This is a genomic window from Streptomyces sp. NPDC016677, assembly GCF_055562815.1.
In genome coordinates, this window is record NZ_JBVHEO010000003.1 from 473189 (window position 1) to 493228 (window position 20040).

General features: G+C 72.3%; 19 protein-coding genes and 1 pseudogene. 8 read left to right on the forward strand and 12 right to left on the reverse strand.

Annotated elements, in window-relative coordinates; translation table 11 throughout:
- Nucleotides 1-96: 96 nt before the first annotated feature.
- Genes ACZ3IG_RS11935 through ACZ3IG_RS11945 form a run of 3 tightly spaced genes read right to left on the reverse strand, consistent with a single transcriptional unit; the run spans nt 97 to nt 3170 of the window.
- Complete coding sequence (locus ACZ3IG_RS11935) at nt 97-1230, reverse strand: Mrp/NBP35 family ATP-binding protein (RefSeq protein ID WP_467431229.1); 1134 nt, start codon at nt 1228-1230, stop codon at nt 97-99.
- A gap of 43 nt (nt 1231-1273) precedes the next feature.
- Nucleotides 1274-1885 (reverse strand): DUF1003 domain-containing protein, encoded by a 612-nt coding sequence (locus ACZ3IG_RS11940; RefSeq protein ID WP_467431230.1) that lies wholly within the window; start codon nt 1883-1885, stop codon nt 1274-1276.
- Nucleotides 1869-3170 (reverse strand): magnesium transporter MgtE N-terminal domain-containing protein, encoded by a 1302-nt coding sequence (locus tag ACZ3IG_RS11945; protein WP_467431231.1) that lies wholly within the window; start codon nt 3168-3170, stop codon nt 1869-1871. The genes ACZ3IG_RS11940 and ACZ3IG_RS11945 overlap by 17 nt, the downstream gene beginning before the upstream one ends.
- Before the next feature lie 221 nt (nt 3171-3391).
- On the opposite strand from ACZ3IG_RS11945, the gene ACZ3IG_RS11950 reads away from it, so the two are divergent.
- Nucleotides 3392-4132: a hypothetical protein gene (locus ACZ3IG_RS11950; protein ID WP_467431232.1), complete on the forward strand. Its 741-nt coding sequence runs from the start codon at nt 3392-3394 to the stop codon at nt 4130-4132.
- Nucleotides 4133-4168: 36 nt separating this feature from the next.
- Here the strand turns inward: ACZ3IG_RS11950 and ACZ3IG_RS11955 are convergent, their stop codons facing one another.
- Together ACZ3IG_RS11955 and ACZ3IG_RS11960 are read right to left on the reverse strand one after the other, a co-directional pair.
- Nucleotides 4169-4687 (reverse strand): hypothetical protein, encoded by a 519-nt coding sequence (locus tag ACZ3IG_RS11955; protein ID WP_467431233.1) that lies wholly within the window; start codon nt 4685-4687, stop codon nt 4169-4171.
- 35 nt (nt 4688-4722) lie between these two features.
- Nucleotides 4723-5838 carry a magnesium and cobalt transport protein CorA gene (locus tag ACZ3IG_RS11960; RefSeq protein ID WP_215172285.1) on the reverse strand — a complete coding sequence of 372 codons (1116 nt, stop codon included), beginning with the start codon at nt 5836-5838 and terminating at the stop codon, nt 4723-4725.
- 514 nt (nt 5839-6352) lie between these two features.
- Here ACZ3IG_RS11960 and ACZ3IG_RS11965 point away from each other — a divergent pair.
- Nucleotides 6353-6949 (forward strand): suppressor of fused domain protein, encoded by a 597-nt coding sequence (locus tag ACZ3IG_RS11965; RefSeq protein WP_467431237.1) that lies wholly within the window; start codon nt 6353-6355, stop codon nt 6947-6949.
- A 22-nt stretch (nt 6950-6971) separates the two neighbouring features.
- Here the strand turns inward: ACZ3IG_RS11965 and ACZ3IG_RS11970 are convergent, their stop codons facing one another.
- Nucleotides 6972-8195, reverse strand: a complete 1224-nt coding sequence (locus ACZ3IG_RS11970; protein WP_467431238.1) for an MFS transporter — start codon at nt 8193-8195, stop codon at nt 6972-6974.
- 177 nt (nt 8196-8372) lie between these two features.
- On the opposite strand from ACZ3IG_RS11970, the gene ACZ3IG_RS11975 reads away from it, so the two are divergent.
- The 3 genes from ACZ3IG_RS11975 (at nt 8373) to ACZ3IG_RS11985 (ending at nt 10752) form a co-directional block, all read left to right on the forward strand.
- Entirely contained in the window at nt 8373-9014 is a 642-nt protein-coding gene (locus ACZ3IG_RS11975) for a DUF6758 family protein (protein WP_467431240.1), read from the forward strand.
- Nucleotides 9015-9207: 193 nt separating this feature from the next.
- Nucleotides 9208-10065: a PHP domain-containing protein gene (locus ACZ3IG_RS11980; protein WP_467431243.1), complete on the forward strand. Its 858-nt coding sequence runs from the start codon at nt 9208-9210 to the stop codon at nt 10063-10065.
- A gap of 81 nt (nt 10066-10146) precedes the next feature.
- On the forward strand, nt 10147-10752 hold the full coding sequence (locus ACZ3IG_RS11985) for a MarC family protein (RefSeq protein ID WP_215172295.1): 606 nt from the start codon (nt 10147-10149) through the stop codon (nt 10750-10752).
- A 108-nt stretch (nt 10753-10860) separates the two neighbouring features.
- On the opposite strand, the gene ACZ3IG_RS11990 is transcribed toward ACZ3IG_RS11985, so the two are convergent.
- The gene (locus ACZ3IG_RS11990; RefSeq protein ID WP_215172297.1) at nt 10861-11013 is read right to left on the reverse strand and encodes a hypothetical protein; all 153 of its coding nucleotides are present in this window, start codon (nt 11011-11013) and stop codon (nt 10861-10863) included.
- Nucleotides 11014-11227: 214 nt separating this feature from the next.
- Here ACZ3IG_RS11990 and ACZ3IG_RS11995 point away from each other — a divergent pair, with 214 nt between their 5' ends.
- A complete protein-coding gene (locus ACZ3IG_RS11995; RefSeq protein ID WP_467431245.1) occupies nt 11228-12124 on the forward strand; it encodes an NYN domain-containing protein in 897 nt (298 codons plus the stop codon).
- Nucleotides 12125-12173: 49 nt separating this feature from the next.
- Here ACZ3IG_RS11995 and ACZ3IG_RS12000 read toward each other — a convergent pair.
- A pseudogene (locus ACZ3IG_RS12000) lies at nt 12174-13119 on the reverse strand (NAD(P)-dependent alcohol dehydrogenase).
- 115 nt (nt 13120-13234) lie between these two features.
- Here ACZ3IG_RS12000 and ACZ3IG_RS12005 point away from each other — a divergent pair.
- Entirely contained in the window at nt 13235-13903 is a 669-nt protein-coding gene (locus ACZ3IG_RS12005) for a TetR/AcrR family transcriptional regulator (RefSeq protein WP_467431247.1), read from the forward strand.
- A gap of 73 nt (nt 13904-13976) precedes the next feature.
- On the opposite strand, the gene ACZ3IG_RS12010 is transcribed toward ACZ3IG_RS12005, so the two are convergent.
- Both ACZ3IG_RS12010 and ACZ3IG_RS12015 read right to left on the reverse strand, forming a co-directional pair.
- Nucleotides 13977-14849 (reverse strand): alpha/beta fold hydrolase, encoded by an 873-nt coding sequence (locus ACZ3IG_RS12010; protein ID WP_467431248.1) that lies wholly within the window; start codon nt 14847-14849, stop codon nt 13977-13979.
- A 98-nt stretch (nt 14850-14947) separates the two neighbouring features.
- On the reverse strand, nt 14948-17695 hold the full coding sequence (locus ACZ3IG_RS12015) for a DEAD/DEAH box helicase (protein WP_467431250.1): 2748 nt from the start codon (nt 17693-17695) through the stop codon (nt 14948-14950).
- Between the two features lie 516 nt (nt 17696-18211).
- Between ACZ3IG_RS12015 and ACZ3IG_RS12020 the strand changes: the two genes are divergently transcribed.
- On the forward strand, nt 18212-18982 hold the full coding sequence (locus tag ACZ3IG_RS12020) for a ferritin-like fold-containing protein (protein ID WP_467431251.1): 771 nt from the start codon (nt 18212-18214) through the stop codon (nt 18980-18982).
- Between the two features lie 151 nt (nt 18983-19133).
- Here ACZ3IG_RS12020 and ACZ3IG_RS12025 read toward each other — a convergent pair whose 3' ends face one another.
- On the reverse strand, nt 19134-19403 hold the full coding sequence (locus tag ACZ3IG_RS12025) for a hypothetical protein (RefSeq protein ID WP_467431252.1): 270 nt from the start codon (nt 19401-19403) through the stop codon (nt 19134-19136).
- Nucleotides 19404-19649: 246 nt separating this feature from the next.
- Nucleotides 19650-19877, reverse strand: a complete 228-nt coding sequence (locus ACZ3IG_RS12030) for a DUF3107 domain-containing protein (RefSeq protein WP_215172720.1) — start codon at nt 19875-19877, stop codon at nt 19650-19652.
- Nucleotides 19878-20040 lie beyond the last annotated feature (163 nt).

Sequence of the window (20040 nt, forward strand, 5' to 3'; positions counted from 1 at the left end):
TACGCGTGTAGGGCGGCGTACGCGTGAGGGTGGGGCGCCGGTTGGTTTCGGCGCCCCTTCGCCGCAGGGGATTCCGCGGTGTCCTCCGCGCGGAACTCAGAACTTGTTCTTCGGGGTGATCCCCAGTGACAGACCGGACAGGCCCCGCTGCCGTCCCCCCAGCTTCCCCGCGATCGAGCGCAGGGCCGCGCCCGCCGGGGAGTCCGGGTCGGTGAGGACGACCGGCTTGCCCTCGTCGCCGCCCTCGCGCAGGCGGACGTCGATCGGGATGGAGCCGAGGACCGGGACCGAGGCGCCGGTGGTGCGGGTCAGGCCGTCGGCGACCAGCTGACCGCCGCCCGTGCCGAAGACGTCGACCATCTCGCCGCAGTGCGGGCAGGGCAGCCCGGACATGTTCTCGACCACGCCGACGATCTTCTGGTGGGTCTGTACGGCGATGGCACCCGCCCGCTCGGCCACCTCGGCCGCCGCCTGCTGGGGCGTCGTCACGACCAGGATCTCGGCGTTCGGGACCAGCTGGGCGACGGAGATCGCGATGTCGCCCGTGCCCGGCGGCAGGTCGAGCAGCAGGACGTCCAGGTCACCCCAGTACACGTCGGCCAGGAACTGCTGGAGCGCGCGGTGCAGCATCGGGCCGCGCCACACCACCGGGGCGTTGCCCGGGGTGAACATGCCGATGGAGATGACCTTCACGCCGTTCGCCGACGGCGGCATGATCATGTTCTCGACCTGGGTGGGCCGGCCGTCGGCGCCCAGCATGCGCGGCACGGAGTGGCCGTAGATGTCCGCGTCCACCACGCCGACCTTCAGGCCGTCCGCCGCCATCGACGCCGCCAGGTTCACCGTCACCGAGGACTTGCCGACGCCGCCCTTGCCGGAGGCGACCGCGTAGACCCGGGTGAGGCTGCCGGGCTTGGCGAAGGGGACCTCGCGCTCGGTCTGGCCGCCGCGCAGCGCGCTGGCCAGCTCCTTGCGCTGTTCGTCGCTCATCACGTCCAGCGTGACGTCGACCCGCGTGACGCCGTCGACGCGCGAGACGGCGTCGGTCACGCGCTGGGTGATGGTGTCGCGCATCGGGCAGCCGGAGACCGTCAGGTACACGGTGACCGCGACCGCCCCGTCCGCGCCGATCTCCACCGACTTGACCATCCCCAGCTCCGTGATGGGCCGGTTGATCTCGGGGTCGTTCACCGTCGCCAGTGCTTCGCGCACCGCGTCTTCCGTAGCCATGTGAACGATGGTACGGCGCCCGGTGCGGGCGCCGGAAAGCCCGTCAGCGGTCGTCTGCGTCACGTCCCCGCGGCTGTTCCGCCGGGAGTGTCAGGTTTACGCCGGTCCCGGGGTGGTGGCCGTCGCGCCGGGACTCCAGTTCCTTGATCATTTCCTGGAGTTCGTCGCGGATCCAGTCCCGGGTGGCGACCTCGCCCAGGCCGATGCGCAGGGCGGCGATCTCGCGGGTCAGGTACTCGGTGTCGGCGATCGACCGCTCGTTCTGCTTGCGGTCCTGCTCCAGGTTGACCCGGTCCCGGTCGTCCTGCCGGTTCTGCGCGAGCAGGATCAGCGGGGCGGCGTAGGACGCCTGGAGGGACAGCATCAGCGTCAGGAAGATGAACGGGTACTCGTCGAACCGCAGGCCGGCCGGGGCAGAGATGTTCCACACCACCCACACGATGATGACGACCGTCATCCAGACGATGAACCGCCCGGTGCCCAGGAAGCGGGCGATCCGCTCCGACAGCCGCCCGAACGCCTCCGGGTCGTACTCCGGCAGCAGACGGCGTCGCGGCGCGCGCGGCTGGTCGAGACGGGGCCCGCGGTGACGCGAGGCGGCCGTCGCGCCCGAGACGGCGCGCTCCCGCACGGGCGTCTCACGCTCCGGCGCCATCGGCGCGCACCCCCTCGGTGTCCGCTTCTTCCAGGTGGTACTCGGTCTCCCGCCAGTCGTCGGGCAGCATGTGGTCCAGTACGTCGTCCACCGTCACCGCCCCCAGCAGCGACCCCGAGTCGTCGACCACGGGCGCCGCCACCATGTCGTACGTCGCGAAGAACCCGGCGACGACCGGCAGCGCGGCGTCCGGCTCCAGCGGTTGCAGATCGTCGTCGATGATCGAGCCGACCAGGGTGTACGGGGGGTCCCGCAGCAGCCGCTGGAAGTGGACCGTGCCGAGGTACTTGCCGGTCGGCGTCTCGTCGGGCGGGCGGCAGACGTAGACCTGCGCGGCGTGCGCCGGGGACAGGTCGGGGTTGCGGATGCGGGCCAGCGCGTCGGCGACGGTGGCGTCGGGCCGCAGCACGATCGGCTCGGTCGTCATCAGACCGCCGGCCGTGTGCTCCTCGTACGCCATCAGCCGCCGCATGTCGGCGGCGTCGTCGGGCTTCATCAGGCTCAGCAGCCGCTCCTTGTCCTGCTCGGGCAGTTCGCCCAGCAGGTCGGCCGCGTCGTCGGGGTCCATCGCCTCCAGCACGTCGGCGGCCCGCTCCTCCGCCAGCTTGCCGAGGATCTCGATCTGGTCGTCCTCCGGCAGCTCCTCCAGTACGTCGGCCAGGCGGTCGTCGTCGAGGGCGGCGGCGACCTCGGCGCGGCGCTTGGCGGACAGGTGGTGCAGGACGTTGGCCAGGTCGGCGGGGCGGAGCTGCTCGAAGGTGGCGAGGAGGTTCTCCGCGCCCTGCCCCTGCTCCTCCGCGGAGAACCCGGTGACCGCCGACCACTCCACGGTCAGCGCCTCCCCCTTGCTGCGCCGGAACGCGCCGCCCCGCCGCCCCCGGCGGACGAAGATCTTGTCGATCTCCCAGTCCCGGCGGGCGGGCAGCTGGTGCACCGACAGGTCCAGGACGGTCACCTCCTCGCCGGTCTCGGCGAGGGTGACGCGCCGGTCGAGCAGTTCGCCGAAGACGAGGCGCTCGGTGGGCCGCTGCTCGAAGCGGCGGACGTTGAGCACGCCGGTGGTGAGCACCTGGCCGGACTGGACGCCGGTGACCCGGGTCATCGGCAGGAAGATCCGGCGGCGGGTGGCGACCTCGACCACCAGGCCGAGCAGGCGCGGGGGTTTCTGTCCGACGCGGAGCATGACGACCAGATCGCGCACCCGCCCCACCTGGTCGCCGTTGGGGTCGAAGACGGCGACACCGGAGAGGTGCGATACGAAGATCCGGGGGGCGCCGGCTGCCATGGCCGCGGCTCCTTTTCCTCACGCCGGCGTGTGCAGGCGTGCTGCGTCGTCGTGCTCTGTCCCTTTTCCGAACTGCCCGCTGGGACGCCCTTCAGGCTAGCCCGTCCGGAACCCGTCCGCCCTGGTGGCCGGTCCGGACGGACTGGCTCCGCCGCCCGCGTCCGGCCCCGGTACGCTGCCGTACGCCGCACCGGTCTCCCGTGAGAAAGGCAGCTCCACCCGTGACTGTGACTCCCCGGCGCAGAAATCCCCGGGCCGCTCTCGCCGGCGCCGCGTGTGTCCTGGCCGTGGGGACGGGGCTGACGGGATGCGGCGGCGAGGACCCCGACGCGGGCACCAACGGGGTCGGCAAGCTGTCCGCCGCGCAGATCCAGCGCAAGACCCGCGCCGTCGCCGAGGCCGCCCAGACCGTGCGGCTGCACGGCACCGTCGTCACCAGTGGCAGTACGTACGCGCTCGACATGCGCCTGAAGCCCGACGGGGGCACCGGGTCGGTCACCGCGGAGGGCGCGACGTTCGGGCTGCTGCGGGTCGGCGAGCAGCTCTTCCTGAAGGCCGACGCCAGCTTCTGGAGCCATGACACCGGCGACGCGGACGCCGCCGCGGCCGAGAAGCTGGCCGGCAAGTACGTGAAGGTGCCGCAGGGCGACCCCTCGTACAAGAAGTTCAGCGGGTTCACGGACAAGGACGTGCTCCTCGACGGTCTGCTGGCGCTGCACGGCACCGTGGAGACCGAGGGCCGGCACGAGCAGAACGGCACCCGCACCGTGCGCATCAGCGGGGACGGGGGGGACGGCGGTTCGCTGGACGTCTCCCTGGAGGGCAAGCCGTATCCGCTGCGCCTGGTCCGGGCGGGCAGCGCGGGCACGCTGACCTTCTCGGACTGGAACAAGGACTTCGCCCTGACGGAACCGGACAAGGACGACACCCTGGACTACGGCAAGCAGTTGCCGACGTCCTAGACGTTGCTGGACGTTGCTGGACGTGCCTGAACGTCTCTAGCCGTTCCGCCGCTTGCGCCGCTTCCACAGCAGCCGGGGCAGCCCCGCCGGGACCGGCTCCCGTGTCGTCGCCGGTGTGGGCAGTGGCGCCTCGGCCAGCGACCCGTCGGGCAGCGGCGCCGTCGCCCCCGTCGGCTCCAGCCGCAGCACCCGGCACTCGCGCGCCCAGCGCTCGGGCATCGTCTCGGCGTCGGGGGCGTTGAGCCGCTTGCCCTTCAGCTCCTCGACCGCCGCCCGCCACGCCTCGGAGCCGGCCGCCGGCTCCACGACCCGGGCCGTCCAGGTGACCAGCCGGCCGCCCTTGTCCTTGCTGCGGACCGTCACCTCCGCCGTGGCCCCGTCGGCCAGGGACGGCAGCGGCTGCTCGCCGGGTCCGTCGCCGACGACGCAGGCCGCGCCCTCGTGCCAGACGTGCCACAGCGCGCGGGCCGGGCTCCCGGGGCCCGCGACCCAGATGAGGCCGGACTTCTTGGTGGCCTCCTCGACGAGGGCCTGGCCGAGCAGCTCGCTTGTCATGCCGGCCAGCCTAACGAGAGCGCCGCGCGGGGCGCTTACAGCCAGCCGTTGCGCTTCAGCGTGCGGTGGATGCCGAAACAGATGGCGACGGTGACGCCGAGGACCATCGGGTAGCCGAACCGCCAGTGCAGTTCCGGCATGTGGTCGAAGTTCATGCCGTACACCCCGCACACCATCGTCGGTACGGCGACGATCGCGGCCCACGAGGTGATCTTCCGCATGTCCTCGTTCTGCGCGACGGACGCCTGGGCGAGGTTGGCCTGGAGGATGGAGTTCAGCAGCTCGTCGAAGCCGATGACCTGCTCCTGCACCCGGGCGAGGTGGTCGGCGACGTCCCGGAAGTACTTCTGGATGTCGGGGTCGACCAGCCGCATCGGCCGCTCGCTGAGCAGCTGCATGGGCCGCAGCAGCGGGGAGACCGCCCGCTTGAACTCCAGGACCTCGCGCTTGAGTTGGTAGATCCGGCCGGCGTCGGTGCCGCGCGGGGAGCCCTTGCGGCCCGGCGAGAACACCTCGGTCTCGACCTCGTCGATGTCGTCCTGCACGGCGTCGGCGACCGCGATGTAGCCGTCGACGACGTGGTCGGCGATGGCGTGCAGCACCGCCGAGGGGCCCTTGAGCAGCAGCTCGGGGTCGTCCTGGAGGCGGTGGCGCAGTGCGCGCAGCGAGCCCTTGCCGCCGTGCCGGACGGTGATGACGAAGTCCCGCCCGGTGAAGCACATGACCTCGCCGGACTCGACGACCTCGCTGTTGGCGGTGAGTTCGTCGTGGTCGACGTAGTGGACGGTCTTGAAGACGGTGAACAGGGAGTCGTCGTACCGCTCCAGCTTGGGCCGCTGGTGGGCGACGACCGCGTCCTCCACGGCCAGCGGGTGCAGCCCGAACTCACTGGCGATACCGGCGAACTCGTCCTCGGTGGGCTCGTGCAGCCCCATCCATACGAACCCGCCGTCGCGGCGCACCTGGCGCATCGCCTCGTGCGGGCTGAGCGGGGCGTCCGTCTGGACGCGGCGGCCGTCGCGGTAGACGGCGCAGTCGATCACGGCCGAGGCGGAGGCCGGGTCACGGGTGGTGTCGTAGGCGCCGCTGTCCTTGCGGGGCGGCACGCGGGAGGGCCGGACCGCGGCTCGCAGGTCACGGATCATCGACATGGCAGGCTCCTTCGCTACGGGCAGCGAACGGCGCCGGCGACGGGTGGAACCACCCGGAATGAGGACGTCCTGTACTTACGCGAGCCCGGTACGTGCGCGTGCCCGGCGCGTCCACAAAGCGGGGAGCACCCCACCGTCGCGGTGGCGTGGCATCACTGCTGGTTCACATGAGTTCTCATGAGTGAGACGAAGTGCTCTTCCGCAGGAAAGCGCGCGGCTGACGGAAGGCGGCGACCGGTGGGATTCCGGAAGCGGCGGTGTCAGCGGCCGGAAGAGCGGGTGGTACTGCACGGTCGACTTCGGTCCATGCCAGCCCCACCTCCTCCGGCCGGTCCCTCGTGAGGGACGTCCATTCCCTCGTTTAGAGGGGTTCCCCGTAGGGGAGTCTTCAATGCAGCGACGGGACTTGCGCTCCGCGCTTGTGCGGGCTGCCCGGCGACCGGCCCAGAGTACCAGCCGCCGCTTGTGTCAAGGTGCCGCTTTGCCTCGTACTGACGAGTTCTATGCTCGCGGCATGGCTGATGTTCTTCCTCTGGTCGAGGCCCGGTTGCGCAGCGCGCTCGGCGAACCGGACGCCCGCGCGGGCGTCACCTTCCTCGGTACGGACCGTATCGAGGTGCTCCGCTTCCATGCCCCGGGCCAGGACGGGGACGTCGTCCGCTACGCCACCCTGGGCATGTCCGCGCGGCCGATGGCGGACCCCACGGCGGTGCTCGCCGACCCGGTCGAGGGGCCCCGCGCCGAGCTGGTCCTCTCCGTCCGCGCCGGCCTCGCCGACACCGACAAGGTGCTCCGTCCGCTGGCCGTGCTCGCCGCCTCCCCGCAGGTCGAGGGCGTGGTCTTGGCTCCCGGCGCCTCGCTGGACCTGGGGAAGCCGCTGTGGCCCGGGGCGCCGTTCACCTCCGTCCTGGTCGCCGAGCCGGGCGGTCTGGTGGCGGACCTGGAGTTGGACGCGCCGCTGGATCCCGTGCGCTTCCTGCCGCTGCTGCCGATGACGCCCAACGAGGCCGCCTGGAAGCGGGTGCACGGCGGACAGGCGCTCCAGGAGCGCTGGCTGACGCACGGTACGGACCTGCGGGACCCGGCCCGCGGGTCCGTACCGCTGGGGTGACCTGACTCACCCCGCGGGGGCGTCAGTCGGCGAACGCCGAGACGCCGTCCTCGGTGGCGTGCTTCGGCTCCCGTTCCCCGGCCTCGTGCGTGAGGGCCCGGCGGCGTACGGCGACCACGGCCGCGCCGAGCACCGCGGTGACCGCCGCCACCACGAACGGGACGTGGATGTCGGTCCACTCCTCGATCTTCGGCGCGAAGTACGGGGCCGCGGCGGCGGCGAACCAGCGCACGAAGTTGTAGCCGGCGCTGGCCACCGGACGCGGGGCGTCGGAGACGCCGAGGGCCAGTTCGGTGTAGACGGTGTTGTTCACGCCGATGAAGGCACCGGACAGGATCGTGCAGACGACCGCCGCGGTGTGGTCGCCGTAGCCGAGCACGAGCACGTCCACCGCCAGCAGCACCAGCGAGCCGCCGAGCACCTTCAGCGAGCCGAACCGCTTCTGCATGCGCGGCGCCACGAGCACCGAGAAGACGGCCAGCAGTACGCCCCACGCGAAGAACACGGCCCCCGACTTGTACGGCGTCATGTTCAGCACGAACGGGGTGAAGGCCAGCACGGTGAAGAACGTGTAGTTGTAGAAGAACGCCGAGATCGCGGCCGAGGCGAGACCGCCGTGGCCGAGCGCCCTGACCGGGTCGAGCAGTGAGGTCCTGCGGGCGGGCCTCGGCTGTTCCCTCAGGAACGCCGCGATGCACAGGAAGCCGACCGCCATCAGGAACGCGGTGCCGAAGAACGGGTAGCGCCAGCTCGCGTCGCCGAGCACCGCGCCAAGCAGCGGGCCGCAGGCCATGCCGAGGCCGAGGGCGGACTCGTAGAGCAGGATCGCCGCGGCGCTGCCGCCGGCCGCCGCGCCGACGATGACCGCGAGGGCGGTCGAGACGAAGAGCGCGTTGCCCAGGCCCCAGCCGGCCCGGTAGCCGACCAACTGGCCGACCGTGTCCGAGGTGCCGGCCAGGCCCGCGAAGACCACCACGAAGGCGAGGCCGAGCAGCAGGGTCTTCTTGCCGCCGATCCGGCTGGAGACGAAGCCGGTGACCAGCATCGCGATCGCGGTGATCAGGAAGTACGAGGTGAAGAGCAGGGAGACCTGGCTGGCGCTCGCGTGCAGTCCGGTCGCGATGGACGGCAGGATCGGGTCGACCAGGCCGATGCCCATGAAGGCGACGACGGACGCGCCCGCGGTCGCCCAGACGGCCTTGGGCTGCCTGAGGATACTGCCGGCCCCCGCTTCGAAGGGGTCCATGCTGGCTCCAATGCGCAGAGATGGTTGGTGTTTGCATACAATAAGTTAGGCCGGCTAAATGATGCAAACTACATCTAATTTTGCTGGTCAGTGCCGCGCCGGTGCGGCCCTCGCCGGCGCCTCCGGACGGGTGATCGTCCTTGACGCGGCGGGGCCGGGGTAGGACCGTGGGGCCCTATGAGGGGCGAACCCAGTTGCCCGAAGTGCGGTGGCCGGGTCAGGGCGCCCGGTCTCTTCGCCGACTCCTGGCAGTGCGACGTGCACGGCGCGGTCCACCCGGTCCAGCCAGTGATACCGCCGAGCGTCGAGGCCCTGGAGGTCGTGGTCCACCGCACCCAGGTGCCGGTGTGGATGCCGTGGCCGCTGCCGGTCGGCTGGCTCTTCACGGGCGTGGCCTGCGCGGGTGACGACCGCAGCGGCGGACGCGCGACGGCGGTGGCCTGCTCCGGGCCCGGACCGCTCGGGGGCGTCGGGGAGCTGATCCTGGTGGCCGAGGAACTGGGCGTCGGACTCGGCGCGTACTACGCCGGTCTTGAGGGGCCGGACCCGGGGCCGTCCCTGGACGTCGAGAAACCACCACAGGCCAAGGTGCTCGCCGCCGGCCGCCCGACCCCGCTCTGGCACGTCTCCGGCGCACCCGTCGACCGGGCCGTCTTCGCGGGCGAGGCGCTCGGCATGTGGCTGTGGGCCGTGGTCTGGCCCGAGCAGTCCGGGCTGCTGATGTACGACGAGCTGGTGCTGGCGGATCTGCGGGAGGCGGGGGCGGAGGTGGAGCTGGTGCCGTGCGGGGCGCTGTCGCCCCGCCTGCTCCAGCCGTAGCCTCTTGGCAGCCGCGGCGGCCCTCGCGGACCAGCCGTGGCCCCCTCGCGGACCAGTCGTGACCCCCTGGCGGCGGGGCGCGCACAGGGGTCTTGTAGGGGGCTCTCAGGATCAGCGGGTGTGACGGGGGACGGCGGAAATCCGGTTATCCTTTCCCCGTCCGCTTCCCTTCCGTCGCCGTCTGGAGCCCGCCGTGCGCATCGATCTGCACTGCCACTCCACCGCGTCCGACGGTACGGACACCCCGGCCGAGCTGGTGCGCAACGCCGCCGCGGCCGGGCTGGACGTGGTCGCGCTGACCGACCACGACACCACCCGGGGCCACGCCGAGGCCGTCGAGGCGCTGCCCGCAGGGCTCACGCTGGTCACCGGCGCCGAGCTGTCCTGCCGTATCGACGGCGTCAGCATGCACATGCTCGCCTACCTCTTCGATCCCGAGGAGCCGGCCCTGCTCGCCGAGCGGGAGCTGGTCCGGGACGACCGGGTGCCGCGCGCCAAGGGCATGATCGCCAAGCTCAACGAGCTGGGCGTGCCCGTCACCTGGGAGCAGGTCGCGCGGATCGCCGGCGACGGCTCGGTCGGACGTCCGCATGTGGCCTCCGCCCTCGTCGAGCTGGGCGTCGTACCGACCGTGGGCGACGCCTTCACCCAGGACTGGCTGGCCGACGGCGGCCGGGCCTTCGTGGACAAGCATGAGACCGACCCCTTCGAGGCCATCCGGTTGATCAAGGGCGCGGGCGGCGTCGCCGTCTTCGCCCACCCGGCCGCCGCCAAGCGCGGGCGTACGGTGCCGGAGCAGGCGATCGCGAAGATGGCCGCCGCCGGGCTCGACGGCATCGAGGTCGACCACATGGACCACGACGCCGGGACCCGGGTCCGGCTGCGCGGTCTCGCCGACGAGCTGGGGCTGCTGGTGACGGGGTCGAGCGACTACCACGGCAGCCGGAAGACCTGTGTGCTCGGCGAGTACACGACCGACCCCGAGGTCTACGGGGAGATCACGCGGCGCGCGTTCGGGGCGTTCCCGGTGCCGGGGGCCGGCGGGGCCTGAGGCCCACGTCCGCGCCTTTGTCCCGAAACCCGTACCTCCGCGCACCCGTGCGCGTACCTCCGCGAGGCCAGTAGCTCACCCATGTTCGACATCGCCGTCTTCGGTTCTCTCTTCCTGACCCTCTTTGTCATCATGGATCCCCCCGGGATCACCCCGATCTTCCTCGCCCTGACCGCCGGGCGGCCCGGCAAGGTGCAGAAGCGGATGGCGTTCCAGGCCGTCTGCGTCGCCGGTGGCGTGATCACCGTGTTCGGGCTGCTCGGGCACCAGATTCTGGACTATCTGCACGTGTCGGTGCCCGCGCTGATGATCGCGGGCGGACTGCTGCTGCTCCTGATCGCGCTGGACCTGCTCACCGGCAAGACGGACGAGCCCAAGCAGACCAAGGACGTCAACGTCGCCCTCGTACCGCTCGGCATGCCGCTGCTCGCCGGGCCGGGCGCGATCGTGTCCGTGATCCTCGCGGTGCAGAAGGCCGACGGGGTGAGCGGTCAGCTGTCGGTGTGGTCGGCGATCCTCGCCATCCATGTCGTGCTGTGGCTGGTGATGCGGTACTCGCTGCTGATCATCCGGGTCATCAAGGACGGCGGTGTGGTCCTGGTGACCCGGCTCGCGGGCATGATGCTCTCCGCGATCGCCGTGCAGCAGATCATCAACGGCGTCACGCAGGTGATCCAAGGGGCGTGAGGGCCGGGACCTCGGGGGCGTGGGACCTCGGCAGCGGCGGACGCGACCGGGCCCCCGTACACGATCTGTGCGCGGGGGCCCGGACGGAGCGGTGTGAACGATCCGCCGCTACGAGGCCGTGGTCTCGGCCGGGCGGATCCACAGGCGCTGCCCGATGGCGGCGGCCTGCTGGACTATCCGGTTGACGGAGGCTGCGTCCACGACTGTGCTGTCCACGGGCGTGCCGTCGATGTCGTCGAGTCGCATGACTTCAAAGCGCATGGCCTCTCCCTTCGTCTGGTCATCCTCCTGAGGAGAACTACTGAGGGGATCCCCAAGGGTCATCGGTGCCCGGGGTTCCACAGGTAGTCAACGGGCTGGATGTTACAAACATTCCCTACGCTAAAGAAATCTTTCGAAAGACTAATTACCCGCCGGTACAAGACTGATCGGGACCGGTTGTGTTCGCTGCGTGACCGCCGGGACAATGGAGTTGATGAACGACGACCTCACATCCCTGCCCGACCGCATCGAACGCACCAACGAGCTGCTCCAGCGCATGCTCGCCGAGGTGGCGAAGACGCCCTCCACCCACGCGATCTTCGTGGACGCGGGATACCTGTACGCGGCGGCGGGACGACTGGTCGCCGGGACCGAGGACCGCCGGGCCTTCGACCTGGACGCCGAGGGGCTGATCGAGGCGCTCATCGACCGGGCCCGCACCATCTTCGCGGACAGCCGGCTGCTGCGGGTCTACTGGTACGACGGCGCCCGGCGCCGCATCCACACCGCCGAGCAGCAGTCCATCGCCGAGCTGCCCGACGTGAAGGTACGGCTGGGCAACCTGAACGCCAACAACCAGCAGAAGGGCGTCGACTCCCTGATCCGCAGCGACCTGGAGTCCCTCGCCCGGCACCGCGCTATCAGCGACGCGGCCCTGCTCGGCGGCGATGAGGACCTGGTCTCCGCGGTCGAGGCCGCCCAGGGGTACGGCGCCCGCGTCCACCTCTGGGGCGTCGAGGCCCCCGAAGGGCGCAACCAGGCCGACCCGCTGCTCTGGGAGGTCGACAGCCAGCGCACCTTCGACCTGGACTTCTTCAAGCCGTACGTCTCCAGACGCACCCTCCCCGTCTACGAGGCGGCGGGCACGGGCCGGCCGACCCGGGAGAACGTCCGCTTCGTCGGTTCGCAGATCGCGGCGAAGTGGCTGGCGTCCCGGGGCCGGGAGGCGCTGGTGGAACTCCTCGACGGCCATCCGTACCTGCCCGGCCCGGTCGACCAGGACCTGCTGGTCGAGGCCGAGGGGCTGCTGCAGTACTCCCTGCGCGGCCAGCCCGACCTGCGGCGGTCGCTGCGGGACGGGTTCTGGGAGTACGTGCAGACGCAGTACTAGAGACGCGTGGAGCGGGCAGCGGGTGGTGGGTCGCGGGCTGTGGTGCTGGTCAGTCGACCCGGACCACGAACTTGCCGCGCACCCCGCCGGCCTCCAGGGCCCGGTGGGCCGCCGAGGTCTCCTCCAGCGGGAAGACGGTGTCCACCGCCGGGCGCAGCGCGCCGTCCGTGACATGGCGGGCGATGTCGTCGAAGAGGGGGCGCCTGGGGTTGCCGCTGAAGGCCCGCACCCGGCCGCGGCCGTGCACGGTGCTGGCCGCGAGGTAGCCCAGCGACGCGACGACCCGGGTCGGGTCGACGGCGATCGTGACCATGCGTCCGCCGGGTCGCAGCAGGGCCCGGTAGGCGGGCAGCTCGGTGCCCACGGTGTCGAGCACGACATCGAACCGGCCCAGGTCCGCGGGGCGCACCGACCGGTGGTCGACGGCCTCGTGAGCGCCCAGTTCACGGACGAAGTCGAGGTTGGCGGCGCGGGCCAGACCGGTCACCTCGGCGCCGTGCGCCCGGCCGAGCTGGACGGCGACGTTGCCGACCCCGCCGGCCGCGCCGCGTACCAGGAGCCGTTCTCCGGGGCGCAGCCCGGCCTTGTCGCGCAGCGCGGTGACGGCCGTGGTGCCCACCGGGAGCGCGGCGGCCTCGACCAGGTCGAGCCCGTCCGGGACCCGCCCGACCCGGTCGGCCGGGGCGGTCACGTACTCGGCGGCGCTGCCTTTCGGAGTGCGGCCGACGATGCCCCACACCCGGTCGCCGACCGCGAAGTGGCCCGTGCCGCCGCCGAGTGCCGCGATCTCCCCGGTGAAGTCGATGCCGGTGCGCTGCGGGAACGTGGAGCCCGTGATCAGGCGGGCGCGGCCGGACCGGGCCAGCAGCTCACCGCCGTTCCGTGAAGGCGCGGACCCGGACCAGCACCTGGCCGGGCGCGGGTTCGGGGCGCGGCACCTGGCCCACGTAGAGCACTTCGGGGCCGCCAAAGCGGTCGTACAGTACGGCTCTCATCGTTCTCGACCTCGGTTTCGCGGGAGTCGGCAGTCGGTGCGGGGGAGGGTTTCGCAGGCCGAGCGTAGGGTGACAAGCGGACGAGATCGTCCACTTGTGGCGGAGGTGAGAGACAGTGGGGGCCGAACCCTCTCGGTTCGCGGCGGCGGGCGGGCTGCGGTCGGACGCCCGGCGCAATCGGCGGCGCATCCTGGTGGCCGCCCGTGAGGTGTTCGCCGAGCACGGCATCGACGCGCCGATGGCCACCGTGGCCAGACGGGCCGGCGTCGGCGTCGCCACGCTCTACCGGCGTTTCCCGACCCGGAACGACCTGGTGCACGCGGCCTTCGAGGATCAGCTGAACACCTGTACCCGGGTCCTCGCGGAGGCCGTGGCCGACCCCGACCCCTGGCACGGCTTCCGGCGACTGGTCGAGACGGTCTGCCGGCTGCAACGGGAGGAACGGGGGTTCCCCGCGGCGTTCGTCGCGGCCTTCCCCGACCGCTCGCGGGCGCGGGTGCGGGAGTACGCGCAGGCCGAGCGGCAGCTCGCCGTCCTGATCCGCAAGGCACAGGCGGCGGGCGCGCTGCGGCCCGACTTCCACCCCTCCGACCTCGGGGTGGCCCTGCTGGCGCACTGCGGCATGGTCGCCGCGCTGCCCGACGACGCGGCGGCGTCCCGGCGGCTGGTGGCCTACTTCCTGGAGGCGTTCCGCGCCCACCCGGCCCGTGCCGCGCTGCCCCCGCCGAGCGCGCTGCGCCTGGACGGCTTTCCGATGGCGGCCGACGGGGGCGGGCGGGGGTGATTCCGGTGGTCGCGTGGGGTGGCGGGCGGGGGTGATTCCGGTGGGTCGGCGTGGGGTGGCGGGCGCGGTGTGTTCACCGGGCCGTGATGCGGTCCCAGAAGTCGGCGAGGGCCGTCGCGGTGGGCAGCGGCTGATCTGCGTTGGGGGAGTGCTCGGCGCCGGTGATCACGGTCCGGCGCGCGTCCAGCCGTACGGCCATGTCGTCCAGGAGCGGCACCGGCCAGGTGTCGTCGCGTTCCCCGGAGAGCACGTGGAACGGCAACGGTACGGCCGAGAGTTCCGCGACGCGGTCCGGCTCGGTGCACAACTGCCGTCCGCCGGCCAGCAGTTGCGCGGGGGCGGTGCCCAGCCAGCGGAGCCGCAGCCGCTCCTCGTCGACCGGGCCTCGGACGGGCCCGCCGACCTCCTCGGGCGGTCCCATCGCCTGCATCGTCTCCCAGACCTCCGCCATCGTCAGCGCGGCCAGCGCGTCCCGCAGCAGTTCCACGCGCTGCCGCTGGGGTGCCGAGATCCGCGCCGGGCCCGAGGACATCAGGGTGAGGGAGCGGAACGGGGAGTGGTCGAGGAGGACGGCCGCGCGGGCGATCTGGCCGCCGAGGGAGTGGCCGAGCAGATGCACCTGGGTGCCGAGGGCGGCGGCCTGGGCGAGCACGTCCCGCGCGAGTTCCCGCTGGGCGTACGCGGACTCGTCGTGCCGGGGGCCGTCGGACTCGTACTGTCCCCGTCCGTCCACGGCCACCGTGCGGTATCCGCGAGCGGCCAGTGGCCCGTGCAGCAGGGTGAAGTCCTCCTTGCTGCCGGTGAAGCCGGGCAGCATCAGCACGACGCCGCGCGGCTCGGCTCCTTCGGCCACGGGCGAGTCGACGGCGGCGAACTCGCCGCGCGCTGTCCGCAGCCGGTACGTGCGGGCGCCGGGGGGCGGGGTGAAGGCGGCGTTCCTGCTCACGGGGCGAGGGTATCGGGGGTGCCGCGGGGGCAGGGGCGGGGGTGACGCCGTCGGCCCGGCACCGCGCGGGGCGGTACCGGGCCGACGAGGCGTGGAGATCAGCTCTCCGGGGACTTCGCGGACCGTGGAGCCGTGGCCGCCGCCGCTGTCTTGCGGGTGCGGCGGGTCTTGGGCTTGGCCTCGGGCTCCGCGTCCTCGGTGGCCGGTGCCGGTGCGGCCTCGGTGGCCTTCGCGGCGGTTTTGCGGGTGCGGCGGGGCTTGGCCTCGGGTTCGGCTCCGGGTTCGGGTTCCGGTGCGGTCTGGGCCGGGATGGCGGCGCTGGTGGTGGTTGTGGTGGCCGCCGTGGTTTTGCGGGTGGTGCGGCGGGTCTTGGGCTTGGTCTCGGTGCCTTCGGCGGTGTCGGTCGCCGCCTCGGCCGTTTCGGCGGGGGCCGTGGCTGCCGCTGCTGTCTTGCGGGTGCGGCGGGTCTTGGGCTTGGCCTCGGGTTCCGCGTCCTCGGTGGCCGGTGCCGGTGCCGGTGCGGTCTCGGTGGCCTTTGCCGCGGTCTTGCGGGTGCGGCGCGGCTTGGTCTCGGTGGCCGTGGCGCCTTCGGCCGTGTCGACCGCGGACTCGGTGGCCGGGGTGGTGGCCTTCGCGGCGGTCTTGCGGGTGCGGCGGGGCTTGGCCTCGGGTTCGGTTCCGGGTTCGGGTTCCGGTTCCGGTGAGGTCTGGGCCGGGATGGCGGCGGTGGTGGCCACCGTGGTTTTGCGGGTGGTGCGGCGGGTCTTGGGCTTGGTCTCGGTGCCTTCGGCGGTGTCGGTCGCCGCCTCGGCCGCTTCGGTGGAGGCCGTGGCTGCCGCTGCTGTCTTGCGGGTGCGGCGGGTCTTGGGCTTGGCCTCGGGCTCCGCGTCCTCGGTGGCCGGTGCCGGTGCGGCCTCGGTGGCCTTTGCCGCGGTCTTGCGGGTGCGGCGCGGCTTGGTCTCGGTGGCCGTGGCGCCCTCGGCGGTCTCGACCGCAGTCTCGGCGGCGGCCGCGGCCTTACGGGTACGGCGGCGCGGCTTGGCGGCCGGGGCCTCCTCGGCCGGGGCCTCCTCGACCGGGGTGGCCTCGGCGACCGGCGCGGCCTCGGTGATCGCCGGTGCGGTTCCGGCAGGGACCTCCGTTGCCACGGGGGACTCCGCCGACTTACGGGTGCGGCGGCGGCGCGGCTTCTCGGCGGGGGTGTCCAGGGCTTCCGGGGCCGCAGGGGCCTGCGGTGCCTCGGTGACGGCCGGTGCCGTCACCGCCGTAGCGGTGTCGGTGGTCGTCAGCGCCGTGCTGTCAGCCGTCACCAGGGCGGCGTCCGCCGGCTTCGCGGTCTCCGCGGTCTCCGTGTCGGAGGAGTCGGGCCGCGTCGTCGCGGACAGCGGCTGGCGGGTCTGGGCTCCGCCGCGGGTGCGGCGGCGCCGGCGCAGTACGCGGGGGGCGGCGTCGCCGTCCTCCGGCGCACCGGCGCCGGTCACGGCCGGGGCCGCCTCGGTGGCCGGGGAGGCCGCCGCGTCCAGCGGCGTACCGCCACGGGTGCGGCGACGGCGGCGCGGCGTGCGCGCCGAGCGCTCGCGGTCCCGGTCGGCGGCACGGGACTCGTCACGGCCGCCCCGGCCGCCGCGACCGCGGTCACGGCCGCCCCGGCCACCGGGCTCGCCCAGGTCCTCCAGTTCCTCGGCCGCCAGCCCGGCGCGCGTACGGGCCGCGCGCGGCAGGACGCCCTTGGTGCCGTCGGGGATGCCGAGGTCGGAGTAGAGGTGGGGAGAGGTGGAGTAGGTCTCCGGCGGGTCGTTGAAGCCCAGGTCCAGCGCCTTGTTGATCAGCTGCCAGCGGGGGATGTCGTCCCAGTCGACCAGGGTGACCGCCGTACCCTTGGCGCCCGCGCGGCCGGTGCGGCCGATGCGGTGCAGGTACGTCTTCTCCTCTTCCGGCGACTGGTAGTTGATGACGTGCGTCACGCCCTCGACGTCGATGCCGCGGGCGGCCACGTCGGTGCAGACGAGCACGTCCACCTTGCCGTTGCGGAAGGCGCGCAGCGCCTGCTCACGGGCGCCCTGGCCCAGGTCGCCGTGGACCGCGCCGGAGGCGAAACCGCGCTGCTGGAGCTGGTCGGCCAGGTCGGCCGCGGTGCGCTTGGTGCGGCAGAAGACCATGACCAGCCCACGGCCCTCGGCCTGCAGTATGCGCGCGACCATCTCGGGCTTGTCCATGTTGTGCGCGCGGTAGACGAACTGCTTGGTGTTCGCGACCGTCTGGCCCTCGTCGTCCGGCGCGGTGGCGCGGATGTGCGTGGGCTGCGACATGTACCGGCGGGCCAGTCCGATGACCGCGCCCGGCATGGTGGCCGAGAACAGCATGGTCTGGCGCTTGGCCGGGAGCAGGTTGATGATCCTCTCGACGTCGGGCAGGAAGCCCAGGTCGAGCATCTCGTCGGCCTCGTCGAGGACCAGGCACTTGACGTGCTTGAGGCTCAGCTTCTTCTGGCCCGCGAGGTCGAGGAGCCGGCCGGGGGTGCCGACGATCACGTCGACGCCCTTCTTCAGGGCCTCGACCTGGGGCTCGTAGGCCCGGCCGCCGTAGATCGCGGTGACGCGCACGTTGCGCACCTTGCCGGCGGTCAGGAGGTCGTTGGTGACCTGCTGGCACAGCTCGCGCGTCGGGACGACGACAAGGGCCTGCGGGGCGTCGGTCAGGGCGTCGGGAGCGGCGCGGCCGGCCTCGACGTCGGCGGGGACGGTGACGCGCTCCAGGAGCGGGAGACCGAAGCCGAGCGTCTTGCCCGTGCCGGTCTTGGCCTGGCCGATGATGTCCGTGCCCGAGAGGGCCACGGGGAGCGTCATCTCCTGGATGGGGAAGGGGGTGATGATGCCGACGGCCTCCAGGGCCTCGGCGGTCTCGGGAAGGATTCCGAGGGAACGAAACGTCGTAGTCAGGGTGCTGCCTCTTCTGTGTGCGCGGTGCGAGGCGAGCGCGGGGGTCGTGTCAGGACCGTGCCGGGGACGTCGGCTGCCTTACGGGCGAGCCGTAGACACGGGACCTCTGCCGACGCTCTAGCGCTCGAACCGCTGAGGGTCCCCCTCCGGGCTGCCGTACACAGTGGCGTACGGCCGGGAGGGCTGTCGGGCGGAGCCGATCGGGCCACCGACCGGGCATCCTCATGCGTGCGGCCCGACGAACACGTCACGTAGCCGTACGACACGTACTCGTACGTCACACACTCGGCAGGCGCATTACCACCATACCCCGGATTCGCGCACACGCGATGGCCGATTTGGTCACGTAGTCGTCGTCACACTGACTGAACACTGACTGACCAGGCCCTTACGGGCGTCGGCGAGCGAGCTATTGTGCGCTGCATGACGAGCTCTGACAAGCCTGGCACCGCCGCCGACGCCCCCGCAGAAGCCACCGAGGAAGCCCCCGCCGAACGTACCGCGGTCGCGGACCTGGACTGGTCGGCGGCAGCCGCCGAACCGCACTACCGCGCTGCCGTCGTGGACCTGCTCGGAGCGCTCGCGTACGGCGAGCTGGCGGCGTTCGAGCGCCTCGCGGACGACGCCAAGCTGGCGCCGACCCTGTCGGACAAGGCGGAGCTGGCCAAGATGGCCTCGGCGGAGTTCCACCACTTCGAGCGGTTGCGCGGCCGGCTCGCCGAGATCGGTGAGGAGCCGACGGAGGCGATGGCTCCGTTCGTCACCGCCTACGAGAGCTTCCACAAGCAGACGGCACCCTCGGACTGGCTGGAGGGACTCGTCAAGGCGTACGTCGGTGACTCGATCGCCAGTGACTTCTACCGGGAGGTCGCGGCCCGCCTCGACACCGACACCCGGGAACTGGTGCTGGCGGTGCTGGACGACACGGGCCACGCCGGTTTCGCCGTGGAGAAGGTGCGCGCGGCGATCGACGCCGACCCGCGGGTGGGCGGCCGGCTGGCGCTGTGGGCACGGCGGCTGATGGGCGAGGCCCTGTCGCAGTCGCAGCGGGTGGTCGCCGACCGGGACGCCCTGTCGACGATGCTGGTGGGCGGGGTCGCGGACGGCTTCGACCTGGCGGAGGTGGGCCGGATGTTCTCCCGGATCACCGAGGCGCACACCAAGCGGATGGCCGCGCTGGGGTTGGCGGCCTGATCCGGGCGTATCTGGAATGATCCAGGCTGGTCTGCCTGTCCTGACCTGGTCCGGCCTTGTACGGCCTGGCTCCGTGCGGGGTGCTCCGGTCCGGTGACGACTGGCGAGGGTCAGCGGCCGGATGCCCGGTGGAGTCGTGGCCGGCGGTCGGTCAGGCGGTCGCCGACCGGCCGCGCAGTCTTCCCGCCGGGCGCAGCAGGAGCGACAGCGAGGCCGCGGAGACGGCCGCCGAGCCCAGCAGGATCGGCAGCAGGTTCCCGGCGCCCAGCGCGCTGTGCGTGACGAACGCCCCGAAGAGCGCGCCCGCGACACCCGTCGGGAGGACCAGGGCGCGCGCCGGGAGGCGGTGCGGCAGGCGGTGGGCGGCGGCCCACGCCAGGGCCAGTCCGAGGATCGTGGCGCTGAGCGCTTCCAACAGCATCTCGGGGTCCCTCCCACACGGCCGGCCTGCTCGAACGGTCGTAGCCGTCATACCCCTGACCTGCGGAATGCAACCCTTCCCTGTGGGGGAGTTGTGCTCCGTTCGTGAAGCGGTTCGTGCGTGCGGAGGAGGGAGGAGGAGGGTGGAGGAGGGAGGGCCGGGCGGAGGGGCCGTCGCCGGGGCGGCAGGGCACGGGGAAGGGCCCGGCGGTACGTGACCGCCGGGCCCTTCCCCGTACCGGTTCGGCTACAGCGCGCCGAAGCCCACCTTGCGGGGGGCCGGCTCGCCCAGCTCGACGTAGGCGAGACGGTCGGCCGGGATCAGTACCTTGCGGCCGTGCTCGTCGACGAGGCTGAGCAGCGCCGACTTGCCGGCCAGTGCCTCGGACACCACGCGCTCTACCTCCTCGGCACTCTGACCGCTCTCCAGAACGATCTCGCGGGGCGCGTGCTGCACGCCGATCTTGACCTCCACGGCTTTGTCCCTCCGACGGTCAGTGATGTGCGCGATCTTCCGCGCCGTACCCAGCACACATTAGCCCGGAGAGGGGACGTACACGCTCGGTGCGAGAACGCCAGGAGCGAACAGTCACCGGGAACAAACGACAGCGGCATGCGCTGATGGCCTCAGCCGCTCG

Excerpts from the sequence above, each read along its gene's own strand:
- ACZ3IG_RS11935 (WP_467431229.1), bottom strand. The coding sequence starts at position 1,230 with ATGGCTACGGAAGACGCGGTGCGCGAAGCACTGGCGACGGTGAACGAC.
- ACZ3IG_RS11940 (WP_467431230.1), bottom strand. The coding sequence starts at position 1,885 with ATGGCGCCGGAGCGTGAGACGCCCGTGCGGGAGCGCGCCGTCTCGGGC.
- ACZ3IG_RS11945 (WP_467431231.1), bottom strand. The coding sequence starts at position 3,170 with ATGGCAGCCGGCGCCCCCCGGATCTTCGTATCGCACCTCTCCGGTGTC.
- ACZ3IG_RS11955 (WP_467431233.1), bottom strand. The coding sequence starts at position 4,687 with ATGACAAGCGAGCTGCTCGGCCAGGCCCTCGTCGAGGAGGCCACCAAG.
- ACZ3IG_RS11960 (WP_215172285.1), bottom strand. The coding sequence starts at position 5,838 with ATGTCGATGATCCGTGACCTGCGAGCCGCGGTCCGGCCCTCCCGCGTG.
- ACZ3IG_RS11965 (WP_467431237.1), top strand. The coding sequence starts at position 6,353 with ATGGCTGATGTTCTTCCTCTGGTCGAGGCCCGGTTGCGCAGCGCGCTC.
- ACZ3IG_RS11970 (WP_467431238.1), bottom strand. The coding sequence starts at position 8,195 with ATGGACCCCTTCGAAGCGGGGGCCGGCAGTATCCTCAGGCAGCCCAAG.
- ACZ3IG_RS11975 (WP_467431240.1), top strand. The coding sequence starts at position 8,373 with ATGAGGGGCGAACCCAGTTGCCCGAAGTGCGGTGGCCGGGTCAGGGCG.
- ACZ3IG_RS11985 (WP_215172295.1), top strand. The coding sequence starts at position 10,147 with ATGTTCGACATCGCCGTCTTCGGTTCTCTCTTCCTGACCCTCTTTGTC.
- ACZ3IG_RS11990 (WP_215172297.1), bottom strand. The coding sequence starts at position 11,013 with ATGCGCTTTGAAGTCATGCGACTCGACGACATCGACGGCACGCCCGTG.
- ACZ3IG_RS11995 (WP_467431245.1), top strand. The coding sequence starts at position 11,228 with ATGAACGACGACCTCACATCCCTGCCCGACCGCATCGAACGCACCAAC.
- ACZ3IG_RS12015 (WP_467431250.1), bottom strand. The coding sequence starts at position 17,695 with ATGACGCTCCCCGTGGCCCTCTCGGGCACGGACATCATCGGCCAGGCC.
- ACZ3IG_RS12020 (WP_467431251.1), top strand. The coding sequence starts at position 18,212 with ATGACGAGCTCTGACAAGCCTGGCACCGCCGCCGACGCCCCCGCAGAA.
- ACZ3IG_RS12025 (WP_467431252.1), bottom strand. The coding sequence starts at position 19,403 with ATGCTGTTGGAAGCGCTCAGCGCCACGATCCTCGGACTGGCCCTGGCG.